We start from the raw sequence: 25,494 nt of genomic DNA, 5'->3' as shown, positions 1-25,494 counted from the left end.
TAATAGTATAAATGCTTCTATAGTAATAGTTTAAATTACGTGTAACACTCTTTCAAGCACATTGAAATCACATTTGGAATTGTCATGACTGACGATCATTTATCTTCCGCTACACGCACTACGCAAATTAATACGCCATCAAAACCCTCAGCATTTGCACTAATGATTCTGTTGCTTGGTGGATTCATTACGGTTTTCGACCTATTCGTTGTTAACGTCGCTATTCCTTCTATGCAAGCCGACCTTGGCGTTGGGTTTTCCGATATTGGTTTTGTCATCGCAGGATATGAATTGGCTTTCGGTGTATTACTAATTGCTAGTGGAAGGCTTGGCGACCGCCACGGACGGCGACGACTATTTATACTAGGGATGCTAGGGTTCTCTATTACATCATTTCTTTGTGGTATAGCACCTAATGCTTCAAGCCTAATTGCTGCCCGCCTTCTACAAGGTGCAGCGGGTGCAATTCTATTTCCACAAGTCTATGCACTATTACACGTCATGTATGATGATATTAGCCGTCGTCGAGTATTCGGACTTCTCGGAATGACACTTGGGTTAGCAGCGATTGCTGGACAAGTATTGGGAGGCTTTATCATCGAAAGTGATCTTTTGGGACTGGGTTGGAGAATCATTTTTCTCATCAATCTACCAATCGGCATCATCGCAGTACTGTTTGCTCAAATCATCCCAGAGTCTAAATCTCCTCATGCCTTAGATGTTGATTGGTCAGGAATAGGACTGGCAACAATAGGGCTTTTACTCTTACTTCTTCCACTGCTCGAAGGGCCAAATATTGGGTGGCCACTTTGGACATGGATCAGCTTAGCTGCTTCAATCTTACTGCTAACCACCTTTCTTATATGGGAACATGTAGTCGCTAAACGCAATGGTAATCCTGCCATTGATTTGGCCTTATTTCGAAATGCTGGTTTCTCAATAGGATCTCTTGTCGTGCTGCTCATTTACTCAACAGCAACATCACTCTTTCTATGTTTTTCCTTACTTGTACAATCTGGTCTTGGTTTAACACCATTTGAAGCGGGAACCTTATTTGCTCCAGCCAGTCTAGGTTTTATCTCTGCATCGCTACTAGCACCAAAACTAGTTGCTCATTTCGGAAACATGAGTATCGCGTTTGGCACAATGATCTATGCCATCGGAATCGGCTGGTTAATCATTACTGCATCTAATCTCGACCATCAATCTGAAATTTTGATCTTTTTATCCCCCCTGATTCTATTTGGCTTCGGACAAGGACTGTCTATGACACCGCTACTCAATTTGGTCATTGGCTATGCTGAGGAGCATCATGTAGGAATGGCGGCAGGGTTTATTTCCACAATGCAACAAGTCGGTGGGGCATTAGGCGTTGCCATTGTTGGGATCTTTTTCGTCACTGTTCTCAATAGTGATGCCAATCAAAGCACTTCCCAAACGAGTCAATATGCTGATGCTTTTTCTAGTGCGATGATTTACAACCTAATTGCCGTCATGATAGCAACCATCCTTATTACGTTAATTGCGTATAAGAAATCTGCTGTTAGTGAATAAACAACGAATATAGCCAATCAACATCAAACCAAAAAGCCCACGATTACGTGGACTTTTTGGTTTTACGATTAAATACTAGACTATTCCCATTCAATCGTCGCTGGTGGCTTAGACGAAACGTCATAAACCACACGAGATACATCTTTAATTTCATTCATGATGCGTGTTGAAATTTTATCAACCAAATCATAAGGAAGATGTGCGAAACGAGCCGTCATAAAGTCAACCGTTTCAACTGCACGAAGTGCAATGACCCATGCATAACGACGACCATCGCCAACTACACCAACAGATTTAACGGGTTGGAACACTGCAAATGCTTGAGCAGTCTTGTCATACCATCCACTTGCACGAAGTTCTTGCATGAAAATATCATCAGCTAAACGAAGAATATCAGCATATTCTTTTTTCACTTCACCCAAAATACGCACGCCCAAACCTGGACCTGGGAATGGATGACGGTACAACATTTCAAATGGTAAACCTAAGGTTGTCCCTAAACGGCGGACTTCATCTTTAAATAAGTCACGAATCGGTTCAACCAATTCAAAGGCTAAATCATCTGGTAAACCACCAACATTATGATGCGATTTAATGACATGTGCCTTACCTTGTTTACTTGCAGCAGATTCAATCACGTCAGGATAAATTGTACCTTGCGCCAAGAATTTCACGCCATCTAAATTGCGCGCTTCTTCAGCAAACACTTCAATAAATTCACGGCCAATAATTTTACGTTTTTTCTCTGGATCGACTTCGCCCGCAAGTGCAGTTAAGAATCGCTCTTCAGCGTCTGCACGAATGACACGGATACCCATATTTTTCGCAAACATATCCATTACTTGATCGCCTTCATTTAAGCGAAGCAAGCCATTATCTACAAATACACATGTTAATTGATCACCAATTGCACGGTGTAATAGTGCTGCCACGACAGAAGAATCTACACCACCTGAAAGGCCAAGCAATACTTTTTCATTACCAATTTGTTTGCGCAATTGCTCAATACGAAGTTCGATAATGTTTTCAGAATTCCAAAGATTTCCGCAACCACAAATTTTATGAACAAAGTTAGACAGAAGTTCTGCACCTTTTGCAGTATGTGTAACTTCAGGATGGAACTGAACGCCATAAAAACGACGGGTTTCATCAGAAACTGCAGCAAACGGGCAACTTGGTGTACTTGCTGTAACTTTAAAACCTTCTGGAATTTGTGATACTTTATCACCATGACTCATCCAGACTTTTAGCTGGTTGTTGCCATCATCTAAATCACCAAGTAGTTGGTCACGCACTTGTACGTCAACTTCAGCATAACCAAATTCGTGAACTGTACCAGCTTCTACTTTGCCGCCCAATTGCTCTGACATGGTTTGTAAACCATAGCAAATACCGAGAACAGGCACACCAAGTTCAAAAACAACTTGCGGTGTACGCGGACTACCTTCTTCATGAACACTTTCTGGACCACCTGAAAGGATAATCCCGTTTGGGTTAAATGCACGAATGTCTTCTTCAGACATATCAAATGCGTACATTTCTGAATAGACACCAGCTTCACGTACACGACGTGCAATAAGCTGACTATATTGAGAACCGAAATCCAAGATGAGGATACGATCTTCAGTAATTTGGGTATTGGTAGTCATGGTAAACAACTATGCAGGCAAATGAATATAAGCGCCATATTCTATCATTTTTATCTGCTATACGCACTTTATTCGTACACAGATCTTTTAAGAAATATTTTTATATTTACCATTTCATAATACAGAATCCATATCATGCAAATAACAATCAATGAATTATCATTTTTCAATTAAGTCATCTAAGCTAAATTTTCCCGCTCCTTGTAACATTAAGATAAATAAGCCACCGGCTATAGCAAAGTTTTTCATAAAATTAATGGTATCAGCGTCTGTAGAATGAAATATAAATGCTGTAATTAAACTAAAAAAACCTAAACCTAAAGCGGCAAAACGTGTTTGAAAACCCAATAATAAGGCTAACCCTCCACCCAATTCGACCAATATGGTTAATGGTAATAATGCACCAGACACACCCATTGACTCCATATATCCAGCCGTTGCGCTATAGGCTGTAAGTTTTCCCCACCCTGCAACAATAAAAATATAAGCCAATAACGCTCGCGCAATAAAATTTACAAACATATGTATTTGATTTTTTTCTACTATATTTTTCAAAATTTGATTTGGATTAAACATTTTAAATTCTCTTTAATATGATTATTGAACAGATATAAATAATAGTAAGCATTATGTTTAGAATAAATATGTATAATTAACACCCATCGTTCCATAAATAAAACAAACAATATAAAAATAAATATTTTTTAATACTGACTTTCTAACTATGGACTGCTAGGATTTGTTTAATTTTTCGCAATACTGCCCAGCATGGAACTAATCGATTTTATATTAAATGTAGATGAGCACTTATTCGAATTTATTACCAATTATGGTACTTGGGTTTATGCCATCTTATTTTTAATCATTTTTGTAGAAACTGGCTTTGTTGTTATGCCATTTTTACCAGGTGATAGCTTACTTTTCGCAGCTGGTGCATTAGCCGCTTCTACAGGTGCAATGAATCCAGTTACACTGATTATTATTTTGTTTATTGCTGCAGTATTAGGTGACACAGTAAATTATCATATTGGTAAATATGTGGGGCCACGCGTATTTGAACTTGAATCGAAACTCATTAATAAACAACACTTGATTTCAACGCAGAAATTTTTCGAAAAACATGGTGGAAAGACCATTATTTTTGCCCGTTTTATTCCATTTGCACGCACTTTTGCACCATTTATTGCGGGTGCAGGCAATATGAATTATAAATTTTTCCTCACATATAATGTCATTGGTGCATTTTTCTGGATTACATCTTTTGTTGTTTTAGGTTATTTATTTGGTAATGCACCGATTATTAAAGAGAATTTTACCTATCTGATTTTTGGAATCATCATTATTAGTATTTTACCTGGTATTTTTGGTCTAATTAAGCAATATATGAATAAAAAAAAAACTAGATCCTCATCAGAGGAAATCAAAAGAATTGAATAATCACAGGTAATATGCACAAGATTAAAATAAGTGCCGAATATTTATATAATATATCGGCTTTTATTTTTTTGATTTTTCCTGACAATATGGCTTGTCCAAAAAACATCCAAAACAATGCTGTAGGAATTAAAACCATACAAAAAATTAACTGAACGAGCATAAAATTCATCACACTCCCCCACGTTTCCTCAGGAAAAATACCTGCTGCAAATAATAAGGCTTTCGGATTTTTTAAGGTCGCAAAAAATAATTGACGTGGTCGAATATTATGATGCTTTTGATTATATTCTTCTAAATGAGGTAACTTCCACAATCGAAAAGCCAACCAACACACATAACCAAAACTTAAAACATGTAAACCTGTGACTAAATAAGGCCATGTCGAAGAGCAAAGATGAATAAGCAAAGCCCATAAATTGATTGCATATAAATAACCTAGCCATTCAGCAGGAATAAAAAAACTCGTCTTTGTTAATCCTTGCTGATGCGCTGAGCTTGCAAGTACAACATTTGTAGGACCTGGGATCATCAAAACTGCAATTACTGCCAAAATAAAAAGCCAGTTCTCAATCATCAAAGCATCTTTTTATACCAAATATGGTCGCCACCTTATATGAAAGTGAATAAAAATAACAATGAGATTTTTCAAAGAACTCATTCAAAAATATTTTATTTTATTAAAAAATATTATTTTAATACAATACTTTATAATTTTTTTCAATCATAGAAATCATTTTGTTATCACATGTTTCAGCGGTGACAACAAAATGCATTTTTCATTATTTTGTTGACTTATTTCTCACAATGATTGGGCAGCCTTTAAACTGAGCGGCTTGTACAATTGCTTCTTGCTCACCTAAAATTCGAGCTAACTCAGTTTTTTTCGTATTAGAAGATTGACCCATATTTACAGAAATACTTGGACCAAAACCCCATCCACCTCGACTTCCCCATCCACCGCCTAAACCCACACCCAGACCAACACCCGTCCGTTTAGCTGGTTCAACACCATTCTCAACATATTGCTGAATACGGTTATATTCATTTTGTAACTGACCACAATCTAATGATTGATATTGTGTAGGAGAAACATATGTAGGTTTCACTGTTGTAGCACAAGCACCCAATAATAAGGTTGAACCTAATATTAAAGTCATTGAAATTAATTTCATTTTATTATCTCGAACGATTATCTATTTCATTGAACAATGATTGATAGGTCTGAGTCAATTTATGTTCAAAATTCATATGAATTAATGGTAAATTTTTATGGTGTGATTCTTTCATAATCACAGAAGGAGGCAACATATTATTCAATACAGGTAAGCCTTCATCTTTAAGCTGCTGAACAACTTCTTTCGGTAATTTTGCCTGTTGTTGAAATTGATTCACAACAATTCCCTCTATCACCAAATTCTCATTATGATCTTCCTGAGTTTCTAATACATTTTCCATTAAGGTCTGCAATGCGCGTTTAGAAAAAACATCACAGTCAAATGGTATTAAAACGCGATCTGCGGCAATAAGTGCAGATAAGGTGAAAAAGTTAAATGCAGGAGGAGTATCGATAAATACACGATCATAATGACTTTCAAGATGTTGCAATGCATCTCTGAGTTTATAAATTTTATGTTTAGACTCCAAAGCATGTGCAAGCCCTCCTAGCTGTGGGCTTGCTGGAATCACATCTAAATTTTTAAAATTAGATTGATGGATAAAGGCTTCCAATCCTTTTGCTCTAGATTTTAAAATATTGCCTAAAGTTTGCCCAATTAAGCCTTTATTTGGATTTGTTCCAAGTACATCTTGAAAATAATTTTCAATATTGGGTTCAAGAGCAGGTTTATCCGCAGAATAAGTGGCGTCATCTCCTAAAATATACTGACTTGAATTTGCTTGGGGATCTAAATCAATCACAAGTGTTTTTAAACCTTGATATGCACTAATAGCAGCAAGGTTTACTGTAATACTTGACTTACCAACGCCACCTTTTTGATTAAATACTACTCTTGTTAACATTAGAACCCCAATATATTTATTTTATACGTCATCTAAATTACAAACTTTTTATATTCGAAAAAGTTTAAATTTTTATTAAAATGTCGGCTGGATCTGAACCAGCCCATAAATTGCAATAAAAGCAATGAATGCAATAGTCCAACCTGCACGGCGTTGTACAAGTAGAATCGTGTCATCTTTCTTAAATGCTTTAATTACAGATGAAACCATAACAAAAAATAATATTATTTTTGCGTAAAACCACGTTTCAACTTGAAAATTTTTCATACTTAAAAGTATAAAGCCACTAACGATTAAAATTGTTAAAGCAAAATGTTGTATGCCTATACATATTTTTCTGACGCTAAGTTCTGATGAATATTTCTGAGTATTCTTAAATAGAATATATCCACTAAAAATTAACGATATAAAGAGTAAGACGACACCTAAAAGATGCAATATATTAAACAGATTCATATTTAACATTTACAAGATCTCTTAAGGTATTTTAGGCGCATGAGCACACTCAGGACTTGATGTATCTTGTCCTGCCCACTCCGAGGGAAGAAATGCATGTATCGCTAAAGCATGTATCTTTCCTGCACTCAGTAGATCCCCAGTGGCGCTATATACTTTTTGATGTCGCTGAACTAAACGTAGACCATCAAAAGACTCACTAACAATAACCACTTTAAAATGAGATTCTTTACCTGGAAAATAACCACCATGACCTGATGATTCATTAACCACTTCTAAAGAGATGGGTGAAAGCACTTGTAAACGCTCAATAAGTTCTTGTTCTAAGCTCATATTTAAAATCCAGTTTCATTCATCTTCACATCAGTATAACGGCTATCGCCTATGCTTTTTCATTAATTCTTACGTTCTATCCAACTTTTGAACATCATTTTCAACTATTTTACGATGAATCCTTATTTTTATTGCCAAATTTGGTTCTTATTTATGCAAACAGTACAATATTTTGAATAAAGTTATTGACCCTAGTTTTGCATACTGTATTATACACCGCATGCGGGAATAGCTCAGTTGGTAGAGCATAACCTTGCCAAGGTTGGGGTCGGGAGTTCGAGTCTCCTTTCCCGCTCAAATTTTTTGTTTAGTTTTTAGAAAAAAATTATTCGACCCCGCGGGAATAGCTCAGTTGGTAGAGCATAACCTTGCCAAGGTTGGGGTCGGGAGTTCGAGTCTCCTTTCCCGCTCCAAATTCTAAAAAACCCTCATCGAAAGATGAGGGTTTTTTTCATATATTTTCCATGATTATCTATTGACGTCATGACCCACTATAATCAACAGATAAAAATGAAGAATTTAATATTCAAAATAGAAATATTACTTAAAAGAAGTCAAACTTTTATTCATTTGAATTAAAATGATCAATTTTTACCAACTCATCAAATGGTAATTTACCTACTTTAGGATACGCTTTAGCAGTCGACTTACCAATGGCAACCATCATACATACTGCATGATCATTCGGTAAATCAATAATATTAGCCATTGCCGAAAAATCAAAACCATCCATTGGACAACTGTCCAAATCTTTGCCTTGAGCTGCAAGCATTAATGTTTGCGCAAAAATTCCCGCACTTCGCATTACTTCATCACGTTGTACTGCTAAATGACCACGATAATATTGATCAATAGCACCAGACATATAATCCTGAACTTCTGAGGCAGCACCGTCCCAAACACGTCGTGCATTATATTGCCAACTTTCTTTTTGTGCACAAATCACGACTAACATCGAAGATTCTAAAACTTGGGGTTGATTCCACGCAATTTCATGAATTTTTTTTCGCTGTTCCTTACTCTCCACTAAAACCAAGCGCCAATGCTGTAAGTTAAATGCACTTGGGGCATTCTCAAGACATAATGATAACAAGGCTTTTTTTTCTTCAAAAGAAAGTACAAAATTCTCATCAAACCGTTTGGTTGCTCGACGGCTTTGAATTGCCTCTAAAATATTCATAAATTTTTCCAATTTAAAGTTCTAAATTTTTTAATTAATTAACCAGACAAGCAAAGCTTGAAAAGCTTTGCTTGAAATAACTTGTTAAAAAATGAGCTAAAATTACCCATGAAAAAGTTAATCTTTCAATTAACTCTCGTAATGAATTACCGTACGAATTGATTTACCTTCATGCATTAAATCAAAGGCTTCATTAATTTGCTCTAAGCCCATTGTATGAGTAACAAAGGGTTCTAATTTAATTTTACCATTCATGGAGTCTTCAACCATCTGAGGAAGTTGGCTACGCCCCTTTACACCGCCAAATGCTGAACCCAACCATTTTCTACCTGTGACCAATTGAAATGGTCGAGTTGAAATTTCCTGACCAGCACCAGCAACTCCAATAATAATGGATTGCCCCCAACCACGATGTGCAGACTCCAGTGCAGAGCGCATCACATTGACATTACCAATACATTCAAATGAATGATCTACACCCCATCCAGTCATTTCAACAATGATCTCTTGAATTGGTCGATCATAATCTTGAGGATTTAAAAAATCAGTTGCACCAAACTCTTTTGCTAAAGTAAATTTTTCTGGATTCATATCAATTGCAATAATACGACCTGCTTTAGCCTGATGTGCACCTTGCACAACTGCTAAACCAATCCCCCCCAATCCAAAGACAGCAACTGTGTCGCCTTCTTGTACTTTCGCTGTATTATGAACCGCTCCGATACCTGTCGTCACACCACAACCCAATAAACACACATGCTCTGGATTGGCTTCTTCATTAATTTTAGCCAATGATACTTCTGCAACAACGGTATATTCACTGAAAGTTGAGCAACCCATATAGTGATAAATTGGTTGACCATTATATGAAAAACGTGTTGTTCCATCTGGCATCAAACCTTTACCTTGCGTATTACGAACTGCAACACAAAGATTGGTTTTACCTGATTTACAAAATAAACATTCCCCACATTCAGCTGTATATAAAGGAATGACATGATCGCCAGGTTTTACGCTGGTCACCCCTTCTCCCACCTCAATCACGATCCCTGCACCTTCATGCCCTAAAATGACGGGAAATACACCCTCAGGGTCGCTACCAGATAATGTAAATGCATCGGTATGGCAAACTCCCGTATGCGAAATTTTAACAAGAACCTCACCTTTTTTTGGTGGTTCAACATCTACTTCAACAATTTTCAGTGGTTCATTTGGACCAAATGCAACAGCAGCACGTGATTTCATAAAATTTATCCTTTCAAAAAACTTATTTTAAATATGACTTCAAAATTTTCGCTATTTCGGTGAGTTCATCTCTGCGTTCTTGTTCCGTCGTTTCACCTGTAACTAATGTATCTTTTAAATGAACTTCTAACATTTCATTCATCAAACCATTTATCGCACCACGAACAGAACAAATTTGTTGCAAAATTGCACCGCACTCAACCCCATCTTCTAATGCAGTTTCCAACGCTTGAACTTGTCCTTTAATTCTTTTTACACGTAAAAGAATCTTTCTCTTGTCCTCAATTTGATTTGGCATAATATTCACCCAAAGAATTAATACCATAGTACCCTATAGTATATTGAGTGACAATTTTTTAACACCCATTTCATTCAAATCACTTTATTTCACGAATCAAAAACAGCTTTCAAGTGAAGAAATTATTGATATTCTCGTGCGACTTGCCTCGCTAAAAATAACCCAAGCAGTGCTGCTATGCCTGTAATCAGCCATGTAAAACTCCAAGTTCCTGTTTCTACGGCAAGCTGTGCGATCAATGGTGGAATCAATAACATACCTATAGAGGAAAATTGTTGAATAAAACCAATAGCCGTCACAACAGTTTCATCATTCGGTGCACTTTTAACTCCCAATACATATAAAATTGCAGGAATTAAGCCCCCTACAGCAGAGAAAAATAAAATTGCAATAAATTGGACACTTAAAAAAGAATGAATCAGGGATGAAAATGCAATGATTCCTGTCGTCAACATTGTTAGATAACCCGTGGCTAACAGTTTTTTAATCCGAACCCCTCTATGAATTAAAATGGCAGCTAAAACATTGCCAAATATATTGACTAATGATGCTAATGCAGTGAGTAAGCCCGCAACGACATTGCTAATTCCCGCCTGAACATAAAGTATCGGTAAAAAACCAATAATCGCAATCCATGGTCCAGTGTACATTGCAAATGCTAGACCAATAAACCAAGCATTTCTATGTCTTAAAATAGACTGAAGTTGTCCCGTCCATAAGTCTTTAAGACTATATATTTTTTTAGAAAAGTTAATATCTTTCAATGCAGTTGGAATCATTTTAATTAAAAACAAAATTGACACTGCAGAGAATGATGCTGGAATCAACCACCATCCTTTCCACCCCATGATATCAATGAAAAATGGCCCCATCATAAATGCGACAGATGTCCCTATTGCCATATAACATCCCCATAGTCCGATTCGAAAGAATAAATTCTCTGCTGGAACTAAAATTCGTATTAAGCTTGGGGTAGGTAAAATCACCATTAAGAAACCAAAGCTTTCAAATGCTCTTAAAACTAAAAGCTGGAATGGTTGATCAACAAAAATAGCCAACAAACTTGAAATTAAAAGCACAGATTGCCCAATAATGATGCTTTTACACGCACTGATTTTTTCACTCAAAATGCCCATGATTAAGCCACAGGTGGCACCTGCAAATTGCATTAAGGAAATTAAAAAACCTGCCTGTATCACAGTTAAATTCAAGGTGCTCTGTAGCACAGGAATTGCAGGTGATACTTTACCTAAATGAAATGCAGCAATCACACCAGAGAACATCAATAAGTTTTCAGGTGAAATAACTTTTGTCCATGCGGATTCTGATAATGCCATGAATAATCAATAACTCAGTACTCAATTTAACTTAATAGGCTATATGCTTATGAAAAAAAAATACGATCAAAAAGTTAAAAATTTATATATATTATGAAACTTTAAAATCAATAATTTATTTATGATGAAAGATATTATTCAACTTGATAGTCTGGACAAACGAATCCTGAATGCATTACAAAAGGATGCCAATTTAAATGGAATTGCCTTAGCAGAAGCTGTTTCTAGCTCCCCTGCTTCTTGTTGGAGACGAATTCGCGCTATGCAAGATGCAGGTATTTTAAATAAACCAGTTTATTTAGTAGATCGTATCGCGGTCAACAAAGATATTGATGTCATCTGCATGCTGAAATTAGTCAGTCATAGTGAACTGGATGCAATTTCATTCGAAAGCTTTATTAATCAACAGGATAATATTGTAGAGTGCTATACCGTTTCAGGCGAATGGGATTATTTATTAAGAATTGTTGAAACTGATATTCGAAGTTATGAAACATTTCTAAAAAAAGTTCTGCTCAGACACCCTACAGTAGCCCATGCCAATTCACGTTTTGCTTTATCTCGAATTAAATATACAACAGCAATTCCTGTTTAATATTTTCAACTGGCTTCAATTCGAAACTCAACTGAGGAATATTATCCATTTAGCGGCATAAATTGAATGGGTACTACCCACTCTTCACAACCTCAATCATAGAGCTTTGCAAACTATTTGCATGACGTAACAGCCAATTTTTTAGGATCTATTTAAATAGGAGTTTATTCATCTCTTTATTATTTTATTATTTTATTGAATAAGCTTCTATAAACAATTGAGTGCACTAAAATTTTCTCATCATAAAACTCAAGATATTCAAGATGATCAAAATTGATACATGATTGAACAATCTCTTTTTTCTCTATACTTCTAAATAAAAATTAAAAAGTTGTTCGGTTTTATTTATATTTTTTCTCAAAATTAGAATAGGAATTTTTTTTCAGGGCGCGCTAATCTTGATGACATGAAGAAATATTAAAGTGGCAAGCAGGAGATCGCTTATGGAAAAGTATCAACAACTTGTGTTAGGACATGTTGTTCTTGCATCAGGAGAAATTGAAAATGGTTATGTTGCCATTAACCAAGGAAAAGTAATTCATGTCGGTTCATTTGACGTAGGATTTCCATCTGCTGAAGTTGTTCATGATTTCCGCGGTCACTATATCTTCCCTGCTGCTATTGATGCTCAAGTCCATAGTCGTAGTCAAAAAGATCAAGAAGATTTTATTTGGTCAACTCATTCTGCAGCAGCAGGAGGAGTCGGCACCATTATTGATATGCCATATGATGCAGGTCGCTTAATTTGTGATGCTGAACGATTCGAGCTCAAAAAGTCTGAAGCAAAAGCTCAAGCACGTGTCGATTTTGCACTCTATGGTACAGTTCATCCCGATCAAGGTGATGAAAAAATTGATGAAATTATCTCTGCAGGGGCGATCGGCTTTAAGTTCTCTACTTTTGGAACAGACCCAGAACGTTTTCCACGTATTCCACCTAAAACAATGCATGATTGCATGGCTAAAATTGCAAAGTATGGCTTATTTGCAGGTGTACATAATGAAGATGATGAAACAGTTAAGGCAATGATTGCTGAATGCAAAGCCAAAGGTCATCACGACTACTCTGCACATTCGGCATCACGTCCAATTTATGCTGAAAATTTAGCAATTAACCAAGTATATGAGTTAGGTGCAGATACAGGTTGTCGTGCACATATTGTGCATTGTTCCAATCATCGTGGTTATGAAATATGTCAAAGTTACCAACGTCAAGGTTTTGATAGCACCATTGAAGCATGTTTACATTATTTAATTCTCTGTGAAGATGAAGACGTCGCACGTTTAGGTGGTCGTGCCAAAGTAAATCCACCAATTCGTAGCAAAGCTGAACGTGAAGCCTTATGGCAACATTTGGCTGTAGGCAATATTACAGTCGTCTCTACCGACCATGTCAGTTGGTCAATTGATCGAAAAACGCATCCAAATATTTTTGATAATGCTTCAGGTGCAACGGGTCTGGCATTGTTACTCACCCTTATGATTGATGGTGCTGCAAAACGTGGAATTCCATTGAGTCGTATTGTTCAAGTGCTCAGTTATAACCCTGCTCGCCTTTTTAGTATTCAACATCAAAAGGGAGCTTTGGAAATTGGTCGTGATGCCGACTTAGCCATTGTCAAAAAAGAATCTTATACTTATGACGCAAAAAAAGGAGGCTATAACTTCTCCGATTGGAGCCCATATGACGGTCTCAGTATCGATTATCAAGTGATTGCAACCATGGTTCGCGGTGAATGGATCTTCAAAGATCAAAATGTATTAAGCCCGCCTGGTTTTGGTCAATTTGTTCGTCCACTAATACTTAAAAAGGTGTCAACATGAGCTTGATCAATCGTAATCGTTACTGGCAACAATTGATGAGTTTGGGTGATATTACAGAACCCGATCGTCCATATACTCGTCGTTCTTTTAGTGAATGTTTTTTACAAGGTCGTGCTTGGTTAACCGAGCAGATGCTTGCTGCAGGCTTAACCGTCAATGTAGATGCGGCTGGCAATTTAATTGGCCGTAAAGCAGGTAAGCAACCTGAGCTTGGTTGCATCATGATTGGCTCACATAGTGACTCCGTTCCTTCCGGAGGACGTTTTGATGGTATTGCAGGTGTCATTGCTGCACTCGAATGTGCTCAAGCACTACAAGATCATCAAATTACTCTCAATCATGATTTAGAAATTGTTGACTTTTTGGCTGAAGAACCAAGTGAATGGGGAATTTCATGTGTCGGTAGCCGTGGTATTACTGGTTATTTGACTCAAGAATTAAGTGATACGCCACACCCACAAACACAAGAAAAACTTGCAGATGCTGTTATTCGCATGGGCGGCAATACCTCTCAGTTAGCAATACGTCAAAATGTTGCTCAATTTTTAGAATTGCATATTGAACAAGGGGCTGTACTTGAACATAAAAATATTGATATTGGAATTGTGACAGGAATTGTTGGCATTATCCGTTTAAGTCTGACTTTAACTGGACAAGCAGCACATGCGGGTACCACCCCGATGAATTTACGTAAAGACAGCATGGCAGGTGCAGCAGAAATTATTTTGGCAGCAGAAAAATTGGCTCAACAATTTTCTCATCGTGCAAATGGATATTTCGTTGCGACATGTGGCCAAGTATTTAATAAACCTAATGCGAGTAATGTCGTTCCTGGTCGAACCCAATTAGTTTTTGATATTCGTTCAGACACACGTGGTTGGATGGAAGAATTTACTGATCATTTGCAACACATCATTCAAGACATTATTTCACCACGAAAACTACAACTGATCGAATTCGAGCGCTTAACAGATACCTATCCAATGCAATGTGATACTGCTCTGATGCAGCATATTGAAGCTGCCTGTCAAACAGAAAAATGTAGCTACCAATCCATGTCAAGCGGTGCAGGTCATGATGCAGCATTCATCGCAAAAATAGCGCCAAGTGCCATGATTTTTGTACCTAGTGTCGATGGAAAAAGCCATTGCCCAGAAGAATGGACAAATGAAACCGATTTAAGTCGTGGTATCGCAGTGTTAATGCAAACTCTTTTAAACGTGGATGCTGCGGTTCAATCCACACAATAAATAAACCTATGAGCACACATATCGATGATGCGTAATCTCGATGATGTATTAGATGAATAAGGAAATGAAATGTCTCGAATTTTAACATTACAAGATGTCGACTTTGCCATTAAAGGCGGTTCTGTATTTGCTTGCGGCGGTGGTGGTTGGGTAGAACATGGTCGTGAATTAGGAACCATGGCTGTCACTATTGGTCGTCCAGAATTAGTGAGCATGGATGAAGTGGCTGATGATGCTTGGATTGCAACAGCAGCGGCCATTGGTGCACCAGGCGGTTTAACCGATTGGGAAATGCTTGGCATGGACTATGTCAAAGCAGCATCATTACTACAAGATGCTTTAGGTGACAAACTTTATGGCTTAATTATTGGTCAAAATGGTATGTCATCAACCTTAAATGCTTGGTTACCTTCAGCGGTTTTAGGCACGAAAGTAATTGATGCTGTAGGTGATATACGCGCTCATCCTACTGGCGATATGGGCTCTATTGGTATGGCGAATTCGACGGAACAGATGATTCAAACGGCTGTTGGTGGTAATCGTGCTAATCATCAATATATTGAGTTGGTAACCCGTGGTGCTACGGCCAAAGTGTCTCCAATTTTACGTAAAGCATCCGATATGTCTGGTGGGTTTATTGCCAGTTGCCGTAACCCTTTACGTGCGTCTTATGTTCGTCAACATGCTGCTTTAGGCGGTATTTCAAAAGCACTTTCTTTGGGTCAAGCCATTTGTACAGCTGAACCTGCGGGTGGTTCAGCAGTAGTCGATGCAATTTGCAAGCAAACCAATGGTCAAATTCTAGCTTCAGGTAAAGTTACAGCGAACACACTTCGCTATACAGATGAAGCATTTGATGTTGGTGTGATTGAAATTGGAAGTGGCGCAAACTTGGTTCGAATTCATGTCATGAATGAACATATGGCGGTTGAAAATGCTCAAGGTGATCGTTTAGCAACTTATCCAGATGTCATCACGACATTAAATATGGATGGTCAACCACTCAGCGCCAGTAAAGTTTTACCAGGCATGGAAATTCTTGTATTTCATATCGAGAAATCTAAATTACCACTGTCATCTAGTGTCATTGACCCAAGCGTCTACCCACATGTAGAAGCAACTTTGGGAATTCCACTCAAAGAATATGCTTTAGCCTAACAGTGATGTTTTAAATCAACATCACTTAATAAATATGGTTGAATACGCAAAATTTAGTTCAAGGAAAGAATATGAAGCAAGAATTTACAGTGACTGGTTCAAGTGAAATTCGTTGTAAAGGTTGGCGTCAAGAAGCTTTACTACGCTTACTCGAAAATGTTTTAGCAGTTGGTGAAGATCCTAAAAATTTGATCGTTTACGCTGCAATGGGGAAAGCTGCACGTAATTGGCCAAGTCATGATGCAATTGTGAATACACTGAAAAGTATGACCGAAGATTACACGCTGATTGTGCAATCAGGTAAACCTATCGGATTACTGAAGACTCATGCCAAAGCCCCTCTTGTGATTATGGCCAACTGTAATATGGTTGGTCAGTGGGCAAAAGCTGAGGTCTTTTATGATTTAGAAAAGAAAGGCTTAATTTGCTGGGGCGGACTTACAGCGGGCGCATGGCAATATATTGGCTCACAAGGTGTTATCCAAGGTACCTATGAGATTTTCAATCACATTGCCAAACGCGATTTTGATGGCGATTTAACAGGTCGTTTTATTTTAACCGCAGGCTTAGGCGGTATGGGTGGTGCTCAACCTTTAGCAGGTTATTTGGCAAATGCGGTCACGCTGGTCGTTGAAGCAAATGCTGAACGTATTGATAAGCGTATGCAAATAGGCTATTTGCAACACCGTGTTGATCACTTAGATGATGCACTAGACTTAATTCAGCAAGCACAAAAAGAAAGAAAACCAATTTCTGTAGGGCTTGTCGGTAATGCTGCTGAAATCTACCCAGAACTGGTTCGTCGTAATATCACCCCAGATATCGTGACAGATCAAACCTCTGCACACGATCTCGTGTATGGTTATATTCCACATGGTTATGATCATGCAAGCATTCTTGAAATGCGTCAGCATGACCATCCAAAGCTCATGGCAGCAAGCCTTGCAAGCATTAAACAACATGTCACTGCAATGTTAGACTTTAAAGCCAAAGGTGCTGTGGTTTTTGATAATGGTAATCTGATTCGTACTCATGCATTTAACACTGGTGTAAGCAACGCATTTGATATTCCTGTCTTTACCGAGGCTTTCTTGCGCCCACTCTTCTGCCGTGCGATTGGGCCATTCCGTTGGGTCGCATTATCAAATGATGCAGAAGATATTCGTATCATTGATGACTTTATTTTACAACGCTTCCCTGATAACCAAATTGTCACAAACTGGATTCATCTTGCGCGTAAACATGTTCCCTTTGAAGGATTACCAGCACGTATTGGTTGGTTAGGTCATTTGGAACGGACTGAACTTGCACTTGCAGTCAATGACATGGTCGCTAAAGGCATATTAAAAGCACCTATCGCGTTTACACGTGATCACCTTGATGCTGGTGCAATGACACATCCAAATATCATGACTGAAAACATGAAAGATGGTTCGGATGTCATTGCAGACTGGCCATTAATTAATGCCATGGTTAACTGTTCCTCTGGTGCAGACTTAGTCGCAATTCATTCAGGTGGTGGCGGTTATAGCGGCTATATGACCTCTGCAGGTGTCACTGTCATTGCCGATGGAACAGCTGCAGCAACTGAACGCTTACAACTCAGCTTAACCAATGATACGAGTCTAGGCATCATGCGTTATGCCGATGCAGGCTATCCAGAGGCTTTGGATGAAGCAATGCAAAAAGGACTACATTATATTTCATTGACCTAAACCATAACTGGCATGACTTTTGGGTTTAACCAGGTTTTGAATTTGGATAAACCCAAATCATTCATATGCTCAATACCCATAAATAAAAATGAACCAATAAAATTGGGGAAAGGTTAGGGAAAGAAATTACGAAATAGCATTACGGAAAATATTATTTCCAATATCAGGAAACATCATGGAACGAATAGAACAAGATATGACTTCAAGTAAGAAGTCCCCCGGCAAAGCCGTTGCAGCTGCATCCATTGGTAATGCACTAGAATGGTATGATTTTAGTGTATTTGCTTTTTTTGCCACCTATATTGGACATAGTTTTTTTATTGATGGCGATGAAAGCTCTACCCTATTTAAAACTTTTTTAATCTTTGCAGTGGGCTTTATTGCACGTCCACTTGGTGCACTATATTTAGGTTTATATGGTGATCGTGTTGGGCGAAAATCTGCACTTGTGCTCACCATTGCACTCATGGCGATTGGTACATTTATTATTGCTGTTGCTCCACCAATTTGGATGATTGGAGTTGGTGCACCAATTTTACTCTTGGTTGGACGTCTATTACAGGGCTTTTCTGCAGGTGGAGAAATTGGAGGAGCGACTGCTTTTTTAGTTGAATCAGCACCTAAAGAAAAACAAGCCGTATATGCATCATGGCTACAAGCCAGCATGGGTATTTCTAATATCCTCGCGGCATTAGTCGGTGTGACCATTACAACTTATTTTACAGACCCTGAAATTCAGGAATGGGCTTGGCGTATTCCTTTCCTCATTGGTCTACTGATTGTACCTGTTGGTTGGTATATTCGACGTAATCTAGATGAAACTGAAGACTTCCAAATTCAGCAACGTGCACAGCAACATGTAAAACCACCATCTTTAAAAAGCATTTTAAAAGAATATCCAAGACATATACTGTTTGGTTTCATGTTTTCAATTTTATGGGCAGTCTGTATTTATACGCTCATCATTTATATGCCAACCTATTATGCTTCAAGCAGTGCCCATTTAGGGTTCACACGCAACCAAGCCTTTACTGCATCCTTGATTGGTAATATTTTCATGGTGGTTGTCTGTGTCATTTCAGGTTCTTTAGCCGATCGCTTTGGTATGGCTCGAATGTTGCGTATTGGTGCAATCGTACTCTTACTCGGTAGCTATCCTTTACTTGCATGGCTACAATATAGCCCAACCTTCTCCACACTCATCATGGTACATATTGCATTTTGTATTATGGTTTCAATTTTCTGTGGTGTTGCTCCTGTTGCATTGGCCAGCATTTTCCCTGTATCTGTACGGACAACAGGAATGTCCATTTCATATAATGTAGCCACTATTTTCTTCGCAGGTTTTGCTCCCGCATTGCTCACTTGGGCATCTACCTACGATGCAATGGCACCTTCATATTATTTAATGTTTGCAAGTCTGGTAGGATTAGTTGCTTTACACTACATGTTTAACTTAGATTCAAACACACCCACTGAAAATTGGAGTATAAAAGCCAGTCAATGAAGCCAGTACCACGATCAGCAAAGCTCAATCGTATTGAATGGTCTGCACTCAGTTACTACTTAGTGGTCTGTCATACCAACAACCTCAGTCAGAGTGCACACATTCTTGGCTACTCTCGTTCAAATTTAAGTGAGCGGTTGAGCAAACTTGAAGAAGTTTTGTCTCTACCGCTATTTGAACGCTTGCGTAAAAGGCTTTATGTCAACGAACAAGGATTATCCTTAGGTAAATTCATCTTACCTGCGCTAATCCTTGAACATTTCGCCACACATTATCAACATGATTTAGCTGAGCCAATTCAGTGGTTAGAAGTAAAATTACCATTACGTTTTTATGGCGGACGTTTGAGCCGAGCACTCGAAAATGCCATTCAAACCTGCCAGCAACACTATCCGAATATTTTAATTTGGCCCTTACCATACGACGGTTTTGAGATTAGACAAAGCCAAACAGCTGAATGGTTACCTAAATGGTCTCGTATTGGTGAGGTACATATCGATTGGGCACAGCAGTTAAAAACATCTAGCGCTACAAACCAAAGTATTGCAGGTGGTTGGTGCTTGCTTAGCCATGAATCACTGGATCTTCCAGAAATACTTTCGTTAAAAGATTTAGCCAAAATAAAGCTATCCCTACCCCGCTTACCTTGGATTTTACTACAGCAAATTGCTTCTTTCATTGAATCAGCTAACTTATCTTTTGAACATATCACAACCGACTATCGGCAAATCTTAAGTCGTCCTAATGATCAAAAAAAATCTTTTTTAGTTAATCGCCTACTGATTGATAAACAAGTTCTGGCTTCCGATTGGCGCATCAGCCAAATTGAAGCTATACCCCATGCTTTTGTGCAAATTCAACATGAAGGACAACACCCAGTTGTAGAAACATTTATACACACCTATTTAGATGCTTTTCAATCTGATTTAGGTAATGTCAGTTGGATCCCCAAAACACAACTCAAGCACTGGGGCTATTTACATCAAACAATTCAAGCTGGATCAATCAGTACTGCGGCAGAATCTTTGTTCATGACCCAATCCAATCTCAGTATTCAATTGAAACAATTGGAATACACATTAGGTTATAAATTGCTCCAACGAAAAATGGGAGTTCGCAATATTTTAAAAACAGAAGTTGGGGAAATATATTTCGAATTATGTAAAGGTATGCAGCATATTTTTACCAAATTATTCGAATATTGTGATGGTCAACGCCTCAACCAACAACAACATTTATCATTAGGGCTTTTGCCAAGCATTGATAGTAAAAGTACGCTGGTTCAAGTTATTGCAAATCAAGTCAATGAATGGCAACAACAAAATCCTCAGGTGAGATTAGAAATCGTTGAAGAACGACATCGTTATCTAGTAGATGCGCTTCGCAACCATGAATTACATTTAGCGATTATTGAAGCAGATTCACCTTGGGTTTCACATGTACCTATTCAAAAGCCTGAAAGTATGGGTTTAGTCATTCATCCTACAAAAATTGATGCGACAGTGACTGAGTTAGATTGGAGAGATTTAAGTGCTTTTCAATTGGTCTTACCTAGAAAAGGCAATGGCATGCGACTATTAATCGATCAGCACTGTTTAAGCCTTGGAATTGAACTGCAGCCAGAAATCCAATCAGACAGCTTAAATATTAATCAACATTGGATCATCGAAGGTCGCTATGCCAGCATTTTGCCCAAATCAGCAGTCTCACAACTGGTAGAACAAGGAAAAGTTAGATTTATTGAATTAAAACCAAATCTAAACCGAATTCTGCGTTTAGCTTACCTTAGTCATCGTATTTTAAGCCCAATAGAAAATAGTTTATTACAATTTCTATTAAAATAACGTATTTCCCCCTATAGCCAAAATATTCACAATGATAAACATCTAAAGAATTCAAATCTTATAGTCATAATCTAAGCGATCATACTATTTTCTAGGAGTCTGATCTATATGATTAAACATTTAGCAAATTATCATTAAACTATAATAAAAATATTAAAATCTAGTAAAGAGTAAAACAAAGATTATGGCTCATTTTCAAATGATATGCACTTATATACATCTACTAAAATATACTTAATATTCAGAAAATTAAATTACAAAAAATTAAGTTAATTAATATTTAAAACAATAAAACTTACTATAATAAACTTAGAAATTATGCTTTCATCATAGAAATAAAATTAATATTTAAATATATCTCTTGAATTTGAGTTTCAAATACTTTTCTTTCCGCATCAAAATATGTATTCCAATCTTCACTAGAATTTCCTGCTAATAATAGCATTTCACCTGCATAACTATTCTTTAATTTAAATAGCTCATCCAGAGAATTTTTAATATTATACTGTGTTCTATTTATTGCTCTATTTAAGATTTCTAATTTATCCAATGAGAACTTATCAGTTATAAGTTCTTGATCATTTTTGAGTTGTTCATAGATTCGATATATTTGCCTTATATCTTGTTCTTTATAAGCCAAATTAAGTTCAATAAATAATTGATGTGCTTCTTCTTTTTTATTTTCACCTACTTTATCAGGATGGCAAAGTCGACATACTTTTCTATATAATTCTTTTAATTCTTTCTTTTCATCTTCATTTACTAAAATGTTATTGATATGATTTTCCAAATGCTCTTCTTCAACTTCTTTATCATTATCTTCAACTTTTAATAATTCAAAATATTTATTTTTAGCACTTTCTAGCTCTTGAATATAAAAATCTAATTTTTTATAATACTGTTCATTAAAAAAAATAATTTTTTTTTCAAATCCTTCCTTTTCTAAAGAAATCATTTCCAATTTTAGTTCAAGTACTTTTAATTGATAATCCATTTCAAATGAACTTTTACTATAGACTACAATAGCATTTTCAAATTTCATTAAATATAAATTAATTGCCTCTAGTGCCTCTTTATACTTTTTAACTTGCAAATCAAATAATATAAAACAAAGCCCATATGACTCTGAAACTGCGTATAACTTTATCAAACAAAATTCAATATTTTTAAAATTTTTCGATATAATATATTCAGTAATTTTTTTAAGTTTATTTTTTATATCTTCAATAGTTAAAGTATGATGATATATTTTCTTGAATGTGATATTTATAAAATTTAATATTATTTTTTTATTCCCACTAACCACGGTAATAATTTTATTTGGCTTATTAAGATCAGAGGAACTAAAAATAATGTCATCATTAATAATACAAAAATTTCCATTTATATGATAGCTAAAATAATCTTCACAATTAATCCAAAAAACATTATTTTTTAATTCCTTCATTATTTTTTGTTTTAATTTTTTTTTATTAATTTGGCCTTTTGTTAAAACTATATCTAATTTAATATTATTTTGAATTTTTTTATTTAAAATCGCGTAAATTTCAGAATGTAATGCCCATTCTAAAGAAATAATTATTCGGCTTTGTGCATGTTTTAAATATTGAAATAAAACCTCATATGTATCTGAAAAATATGTTTTAACTTCCATCAACAACTCATAAATAGGTTTTAGACCATTTATATCATACTATAAGCCACTTTAATAAATCAAAAGAACAATTACTTTTTATCAATTATTTATTTATTTTTAATAGATTATAAATATTTTATTAAATGTAAACTATCAGGCCTATTAAGTTATATCAATTTTATTTTAATCAGTAGAAATAATTAAGATTAAATCGCCTCTACAAACATAAAATAGCATACGCAAATCTATATAGTAGATTACAATTATGGCAATCTACTATGATGTATTTGAGTTTTAAAATACAACGATGATTTAAATCACAAGAAATCCATGCGTTGCATCTTTTTTCAATTGGTCTATTAAACCAAACTCCCAATCTAAGTAGCCTTGCATTGCATCTTTTGAATTATCTGTTCCCTCATAAGGCCGTTTGTAGCGATCAATTTCATCAGATAACAAATTTATATCCATTTCAACGGGTAATCCTGCATTTACCCAAGCTGCATTACCACCTTCTAAAACATATACCTCTTGATTATCTTTTAAAAACGCTTGAATTTCAGAAACCGTATATTGCGCTAATAAACTTGAGCCACATGTCACAATAATTGCATCTTTATTTTGAAATTTACCTTGTTCGAATATCTGAGGAATATCTGCTTTTAGAATCCATTGCGCATCTGGGATATGACCTTTTTTGAAGTTTGCAGCTGTTGTAAAATCCAAAATTGCAATATTTTTCAATTGTTTTAATTTTTGCAGCTGCTCTGGTTGAAGATAAGAACTAATTGAAATATCAGGTACAACGGGTTTCCAACTTCCTTGTTCAATCAATGCAATATCTTGATCGTTTAGGACATATACTTCCCAATTCATTTGAGCCAACCAAGAACCTGTCATATTTGCACGTACTTGCTGGTCATCTACCAATACAATGCGCGCACCTCGTACAGCTGCATAATGATCAGTTTCCTGTACTAACTGCCCACCAGCAATCCAACGACTACCCGCTATATGTCCAGCAATATATTCTTGTTCGGTACGCACATCAAAAATATAAGTTGTCCTCGTTTTTTCTGCTTGCAATTGAGCGAACTGTTCTGAGTTAATTTGTATGACACCTGCTTGATCAGCAAGTGCTCTCGCATTTTCTTTGGCTTGAGTATCAATCTGAATATTGACATCCTCATAAGAATATTGTTGACCATAAGCAAGTTGCTGTCCTGCTAAAGTCCAACCAATAGTTCCATTACGCAGAGCAAAAACAGCATGCGGTATTTTTGCATTAATTAATGATTGTGTCCCAATAATACTGCGTGTTCGCCCTGCACAATTCACAATAATTGTAGTATTTTTATCTTTTACTAAAGATGATGCTCGTAATACAAGTTCAGCACCTGGAACACTCATCGCTGTAGGTATGCTCATGACTTGATATTCATCAAAACGGCGTGCATCTAAAATGACAATATTTTCTTCATTTTGTATTTTTTTCTGTAATTCTTCAGCGCTTAATGATGGTGTTGCTTTTATGTGTTCAACCCATTCACCAAATGCTTTACTTGCAGAATTGACATCTATAAATAATTCACCACCATCGCGTTGCCAAGCATCTACTCCCCCCTCTAAAACTGCAATATTTGTATAACCATACTCTAGTAATTTAGGATAAGCACGCTCGACACGACCATCGCCATCATCATAAATGACGGTCAACGTATCTAACCGAGGAATTCGATTATATATTTCAAGCTCTAAACGCGATAAAGAAATATTAGTTGCAAATAATGGATGATTTTGCGCAAAAATATGCTCTTCTCTTAAATCAACGATTGCAATTTCTACATTATTCAATAATTTTTCACGAATTTCAGTATAAGAAATCGTGTTCACTTTAATATCATTTGTCATTTGAATATCCAGAAATAAAAGACTTTTTTGTTCCATCTATTTGATAAATAAAACGTTCAACTTTTCCTATATTTGCCCCATAAATATGAATGCTAATAGAAACTTGATCCTTAAATGCATTTTCTACTGCATGAATATCACCTGTCTCTGGTGTGAACCAATCCACCTCACCCACAGCTAAATAGTCTGATTGGATTGCAGGAAATAAACCTTCTTTATGATGTGTAAACCGAGTTGAAATTTCTGCACCCTCTAACACTCCGATCACTCCCCACACCTCATGATTATGAATGGGCGTTTTTTGTCCTTCTCCCCAAACAAAACTGACAATTGAAAAACGTTCTAAGGGATCAAGATACAAAAGATACTGTTGATAATGTTCTGGGTGCGCTTGCTTAAACTGTGCATTGAGCCATGCCGAATCCTTTAAGAGCTCTTGAAATTTCGGTAAAAATGAAGCAATTAAAAGAGACTCTTCAAGATTTTGAGTCAAGCCCGCTTCAATGAGCTGAATGACGGGTTGTAAAGCGTGTAATTGCTGTGTCAT

23 protein-coding genes and 2 tRNA genes are annotated in these 25,494 nt (G+C 36.5%); 11 read left to right on the top strand and 14 right to left on the bottom strand.

Annotated features, from left to right (window positions below; all coding sequences use genetic code 11):
- Nucleotides 1-84 precede the first annotated feature (84 nt).
- A complete protein-coding gene (locus B9T31_RS07180) occupies nucleotides 85-1,554 on the top strand; it encodes an MFS transporter (protein ID WP_086181272.1) in 1,470 nt (489 codons plus the stop codon).
- Nucleotides 1,555-1,634: 80 nt separating this feature from the next.
- On the opposite strand, the gene guaA is transcribed toward B9T31_RS07180, so the two are convergent.
- Together guaA and B9T31_RS07170 are read right to left on the bottom strand one after the other, a co-directional pair.
- The gene (gene guaA / locus B9T31_RS07175; protein WP_086181271.1) at nucleotides 1,635-3,203 is read right to left on the bottom strand and encodes a glutamine-hydrolyzing GMP synthase; all 1,569 of its coding nucleotides are present in this window, start codon (nucleotides 3,201-3,203) and stop codon (nucleotides 1,635-1,637) included.
- A 159-nt stretch (nucleotides 3,204-3,362) separates the two neighbouring features.
- Nucleotides 3,363-3,779 carry a DoxX family protein gene (locus B9T31_RS07170; RefSeq protein WP_086181270.1) on the bottom strand — a complete coding sequence of 139 codons (417 nt, stop codon included), beginning with the start codon at nucleotides 3,777-3,779 and terminating at the stop codon, nucleotides 3,363-3,365.
- A gap of 192 nt (nucleotides 3,780-3,971) precedes the next feature.
- Here B9T31_RS07170 and B9T31_RS07165 point away from each other — a divergent pair, with 192 nt between their 5' ends.
- Complete coding sequence (locus B9T31_RS07165) at nucleotides 3,972-4,640, top strand: DedA family protein (RefSeq protein ID WP_086181269.1); 669 nt, start codon at nucleotides 3,972-3,974, stop codon at nucleotides 4,638-4,640.
- Here B9T31_RS07165 and B9T31_RS07160 read toward each other — a convergent pair.
- The 5 genes from B9T31_RS07160 to B9T31_RS07140 form a co-directional block, all read right to left on the bottom strand.
- Nucleotides 4,624-5,214, bottom strand: coding sequence for a LysE family translocator (locus B9T31_RS07160; RefSeq protein ID WP_086181268.1), 591 nt, complete (start codon nucleotides 5,212-5,214; stop codon nucleotides 4,624-4,626). The genes B9T31_RS07165 and B9T31_RS07160 overlap by 17 nt on opposite strands.
- A 205-nt stretch (nucleotides 5,215-5,419) precedes the next feature.
- Entirely contained in the window at nucleotides 5,420-5,812 is a 393-nt protein-coding gene (locus tag B9T31_RS07155) for a hypothetical protein (RefSeq protein WP_086181267.1), read from the bottom strand.
- A gap of 4 nt (nucleotides 5,813-5,816) precedes the next feature.
- Nucleotides 5,817-6,659: a ParA family protein gene (locus tag B9T31_RS07150; protein ID WP_086181266.1), complete on the bottom strand. Its 843-nt coding sequence runs from the start codon at nucleotides 6,657-6,659 to the stop codon at nucleotides 5,817-5,819.
- A gap of 75 nt (nucleotides 6,660-6,734) precedes the next feature.
- Complete coding sequence (locus tag B9T31_RS07145; RefSeq protein ID WP_228146003.1) at nucleotides 6,735-7,115, bottom strand: SirB2 family protein; 381 nt, start codon at nucleotides 7,113-7,115, stop codon at nucleotides 6,735-6,737.
- Nucleotides 7,116-7,136: 21 nt separating this feature from the next.
- Entirely contained in the window at nucleotides 7,137-7,448 is a 312-nt protein-coding gene (locus B9T31_RS07140; protein WP_086181264.1) for a BolA family protein, read from the bottom strand.
- Between the two features lie 222 nt (nucleotides 7,449-7,670).
- Between B9T31_RS07140 and B9T31_RS07135 the strand changes: the two genes are divergently transcribed.
- Together B9T31_RS07135 and B9T31_RS07130 are read left to right on the top strand one after the other, a co-directional pair.
- A tRNA-Gly gene (locus B9T31_RS07135) sits at nucleotides 7,671-7,743 on the top strand.
- A gap of 42 nt (nucleotides 7,744-7,785) precedes the next feature.
- Nucleotides 7,786-7,861 (top strand) — tRNA-Gly (locus B9T31_RS07130).
- A 149-nt stretch (nucleotides 7,862-8,010) separates the two neighbouring features.
- Here B9T31_RS07130 and B9T31_RS07125 read toward each other — a convergent pair.
- The 4 genes from B9T31_RS07125 to B9T31_RS07110 all read right to left on the bottom strand — a co-directional run bounded on the left by B9T31_RS07125 (nucleotide 8,011) and on the right by B9T31_RS07110 (nucleotide 11,508).
- Nucleotides 8,011-8,628, bottom strand: coding sequence for a nitroreductase family protein (locus B9T31_RS07125; protein ID WP_086181263.1), 618 nt, complete (start codon nucleotides 8,626-8,628; stop codon nucleotides 8,011-8,013).
- A gap of 129 nt (nucleotides 8,629-8,757) precedes the next feature.
- Nucleotides 8,758-9,873, bottom strand: coding sequence for an S-(hydroxymethyl)glutathione dehydrogenase/class III alcohol dehydrogenase (locus tag B9T31_RS07120; protein ID WP_086181262.1), 1,116 nt, complete (start codon nucleotides 9,871-9,873; stop codon nucleotides 8,758-8,760).
- Between the two features lie 22 nt (nucleotides 9,874-9,895).
- Nucleotides 9,896-10,171, bottom strand: a complete 276-nt coding sequence (locus B9T31_RS07115) for a metal/formaldehyde-sensitive transcriptional repressor (protein ID WP_086181323.1) — start codon at nucleotides 10,169-10,171, stop codon at nucleotides 9,896-9,898.
- A 122-nt stretch (nucleotides 10,172-10,293) separates the two neighbouring features.
- Nucleotides 10,294-11,508: a CynX/NimT family MFS transporter gene (locus B9T31_RS07110; RefSeq protein WP_086181261.1), complete on the bottom strand. Its 1,215-nt coding sequence runs from the start codon at nucleotides 11,506-11,508 to the stop codon at nucleotides 10,294-10,296.
- Nucleotides 11,509-11,629: 121 nt separating this feature from the next.
- On the opposite strand from B9T31_RS07110, the gene B9T31_RS07105 reads away from it, so the two are divergent.
- From B9T31_RS07105 to B9T31_RS07075, 7 genes are all read left to right on the top strand, one after another.
- The gene (locus tag B9T31_RS07105) at nucleotides 11,630-12,103 is read left to right on the top strand and encodes an Lrp/AsnC family transcriptional regulator (RefSeq protein ID WP_213033226.1); all 474 of its coding nucleotides are present in this window, start codon (nucleotides 11,630-11,632) and stop codon (nucleotides 12,101-12,103) included.
- A gap of 443 nt (nucleotides 12,104-12,546) precedes the next feature.
- Nucleotides 12,547-13,926, top strand: coding sequence for a dihydroorotase (locus tag B9T31_RS07100; RefSeq protein WP_086181260.1), 1,380 nt, complete (start codon nucleotides 12,547-12,549; stop codon nucleotides 13,924-13,926).
- The gene (locus B9T31_RS07095) at nucleotides 13,923-15,176 is read left to right on the top strand and encodes a Zn-dependent hydrolase (RefSeq protein WP_086181259.1); all 1,254 of its coding nucleotides are present in this window, start codon (nucleotides 13,923-13,925) and stop codon (nucleotides 15,174-15,176) included. The genes B9T31_RS07100 and B9T31_RS07095 overlap by 4 nt, the downstream gene beginning before the upstream one ends.
- Nucleotides 15,177-15,245: 69 nt before the next feature.
- Nucleotides 15,246-16,334, top strand: a complete 1,089-nt coding sequence (locus tag B9T31_RS07090; protein WP_086181258.1) for a DUF917 domain-containing protein — start codon at nucleotides 15,246-15,248, stop codon at nucleotides 16,332-16,334.
- A gap of 71 nt (nucleotides 16,335-16,405) precedes the next feature.
- Nucleotides 16,406-18,049: a urocanate hydratase gene (locus tag B9T31_RS07085; protein WP_086181257.1), complete on the top strand. Its 1,644-nt coding sequence runs from the start codon at nucleotides 16,406-16,408 to the stop codon at nucleotides 18,047-18,049.
- Nucleotides 18,050-18,224: 175 nt separating this feature from the next.
- Nucleotides 18,225-19,556 carry an MFS transporter gene (locus B9T31_RS07080; RefSeq protein ID WP_086181256.1) on the top strand — a complete coding sequence of 444 codons (1,332 nt, stop codon included), beginning with the start codon at nucleotides 18,225-18,227 and terminating at the stop codon, nucleotides 19,554-19,556.
- Complete coding sequence (locus B9T31_RS07075; RefSeq protein WP_086181255.1) at nucleotides 19,553-21,400, top strand: LysR substrate-binding domain-containing protein; 1,848 nt, start codon at nucleotides 19,553-19,555, stop codon at nucleotides 21,398-21,400. The genes B9T31_RS07080 and B9T31_RS07075 overlap by 4 nt, the downstream gene beginning before the upstream one ends.
- A 316-nt stretch (nucleotides 21,401-21,716) precedes the next feature.
- Here the strand turns inward: B9T31_RS07075 and B9T31_RS07070 are convergent, their stop codons facing one another.
- From B9T31_RS07070 to B9T31_RS07060, 3 genes are all read right to left on the bottom strand, one after another.
- Complete coding sequence (locus tag B9T31_RS07070) at nucleotides 21,717-23,054, bottom strand: hypothetical protein (protein WP_086181254.1); 1,338 nt, start codon at nucleotides 23,052-23,054, stop codon at nucleotides 21,717-21,719.
- Nucleotides 23,055-23,348: 294 nt separating this feature from the next.
- The gene (locus B9T31_RS07065) at nucleotides 23,349-24,947 is read right to left on the bottom strand and encodes a rhodanese-like domain-containing protein (protein WP_086181321.1); all 1,599 of its coding nucleotides are present in this window, start codon (nucleotides 24,945-24,947) and stop codon (nucleotides 23,349-23,351) included.
- Nucleotides 24,937-25,494, bottom strand: coding sequence for a cysteine dioxygenase (locus tag B9T31_RS07060; protein WP_086181253.1), 558 nt, complete (start codon nucleotides 25,492-25,494; stop codon nucleotides 24,937-24,939). Before B9T31_RS07060 ends, B9T31_RS07065 begins: the two co-directional genes overlap by 11 nt.

The organism is Acinetobacter sp. ANC 4558 (assembly GCF_002135375.1).
Lineage (GTDB): Bacteria > Pseudomonadota > Gammaproteobacteria > Pseudomonadales > Moraxellaceae > Acinetobacter.
Note: the sequence above shows the minus strand (reverse complement) of the source record. Positions and strands in the feature narration are given on the sequence as shown.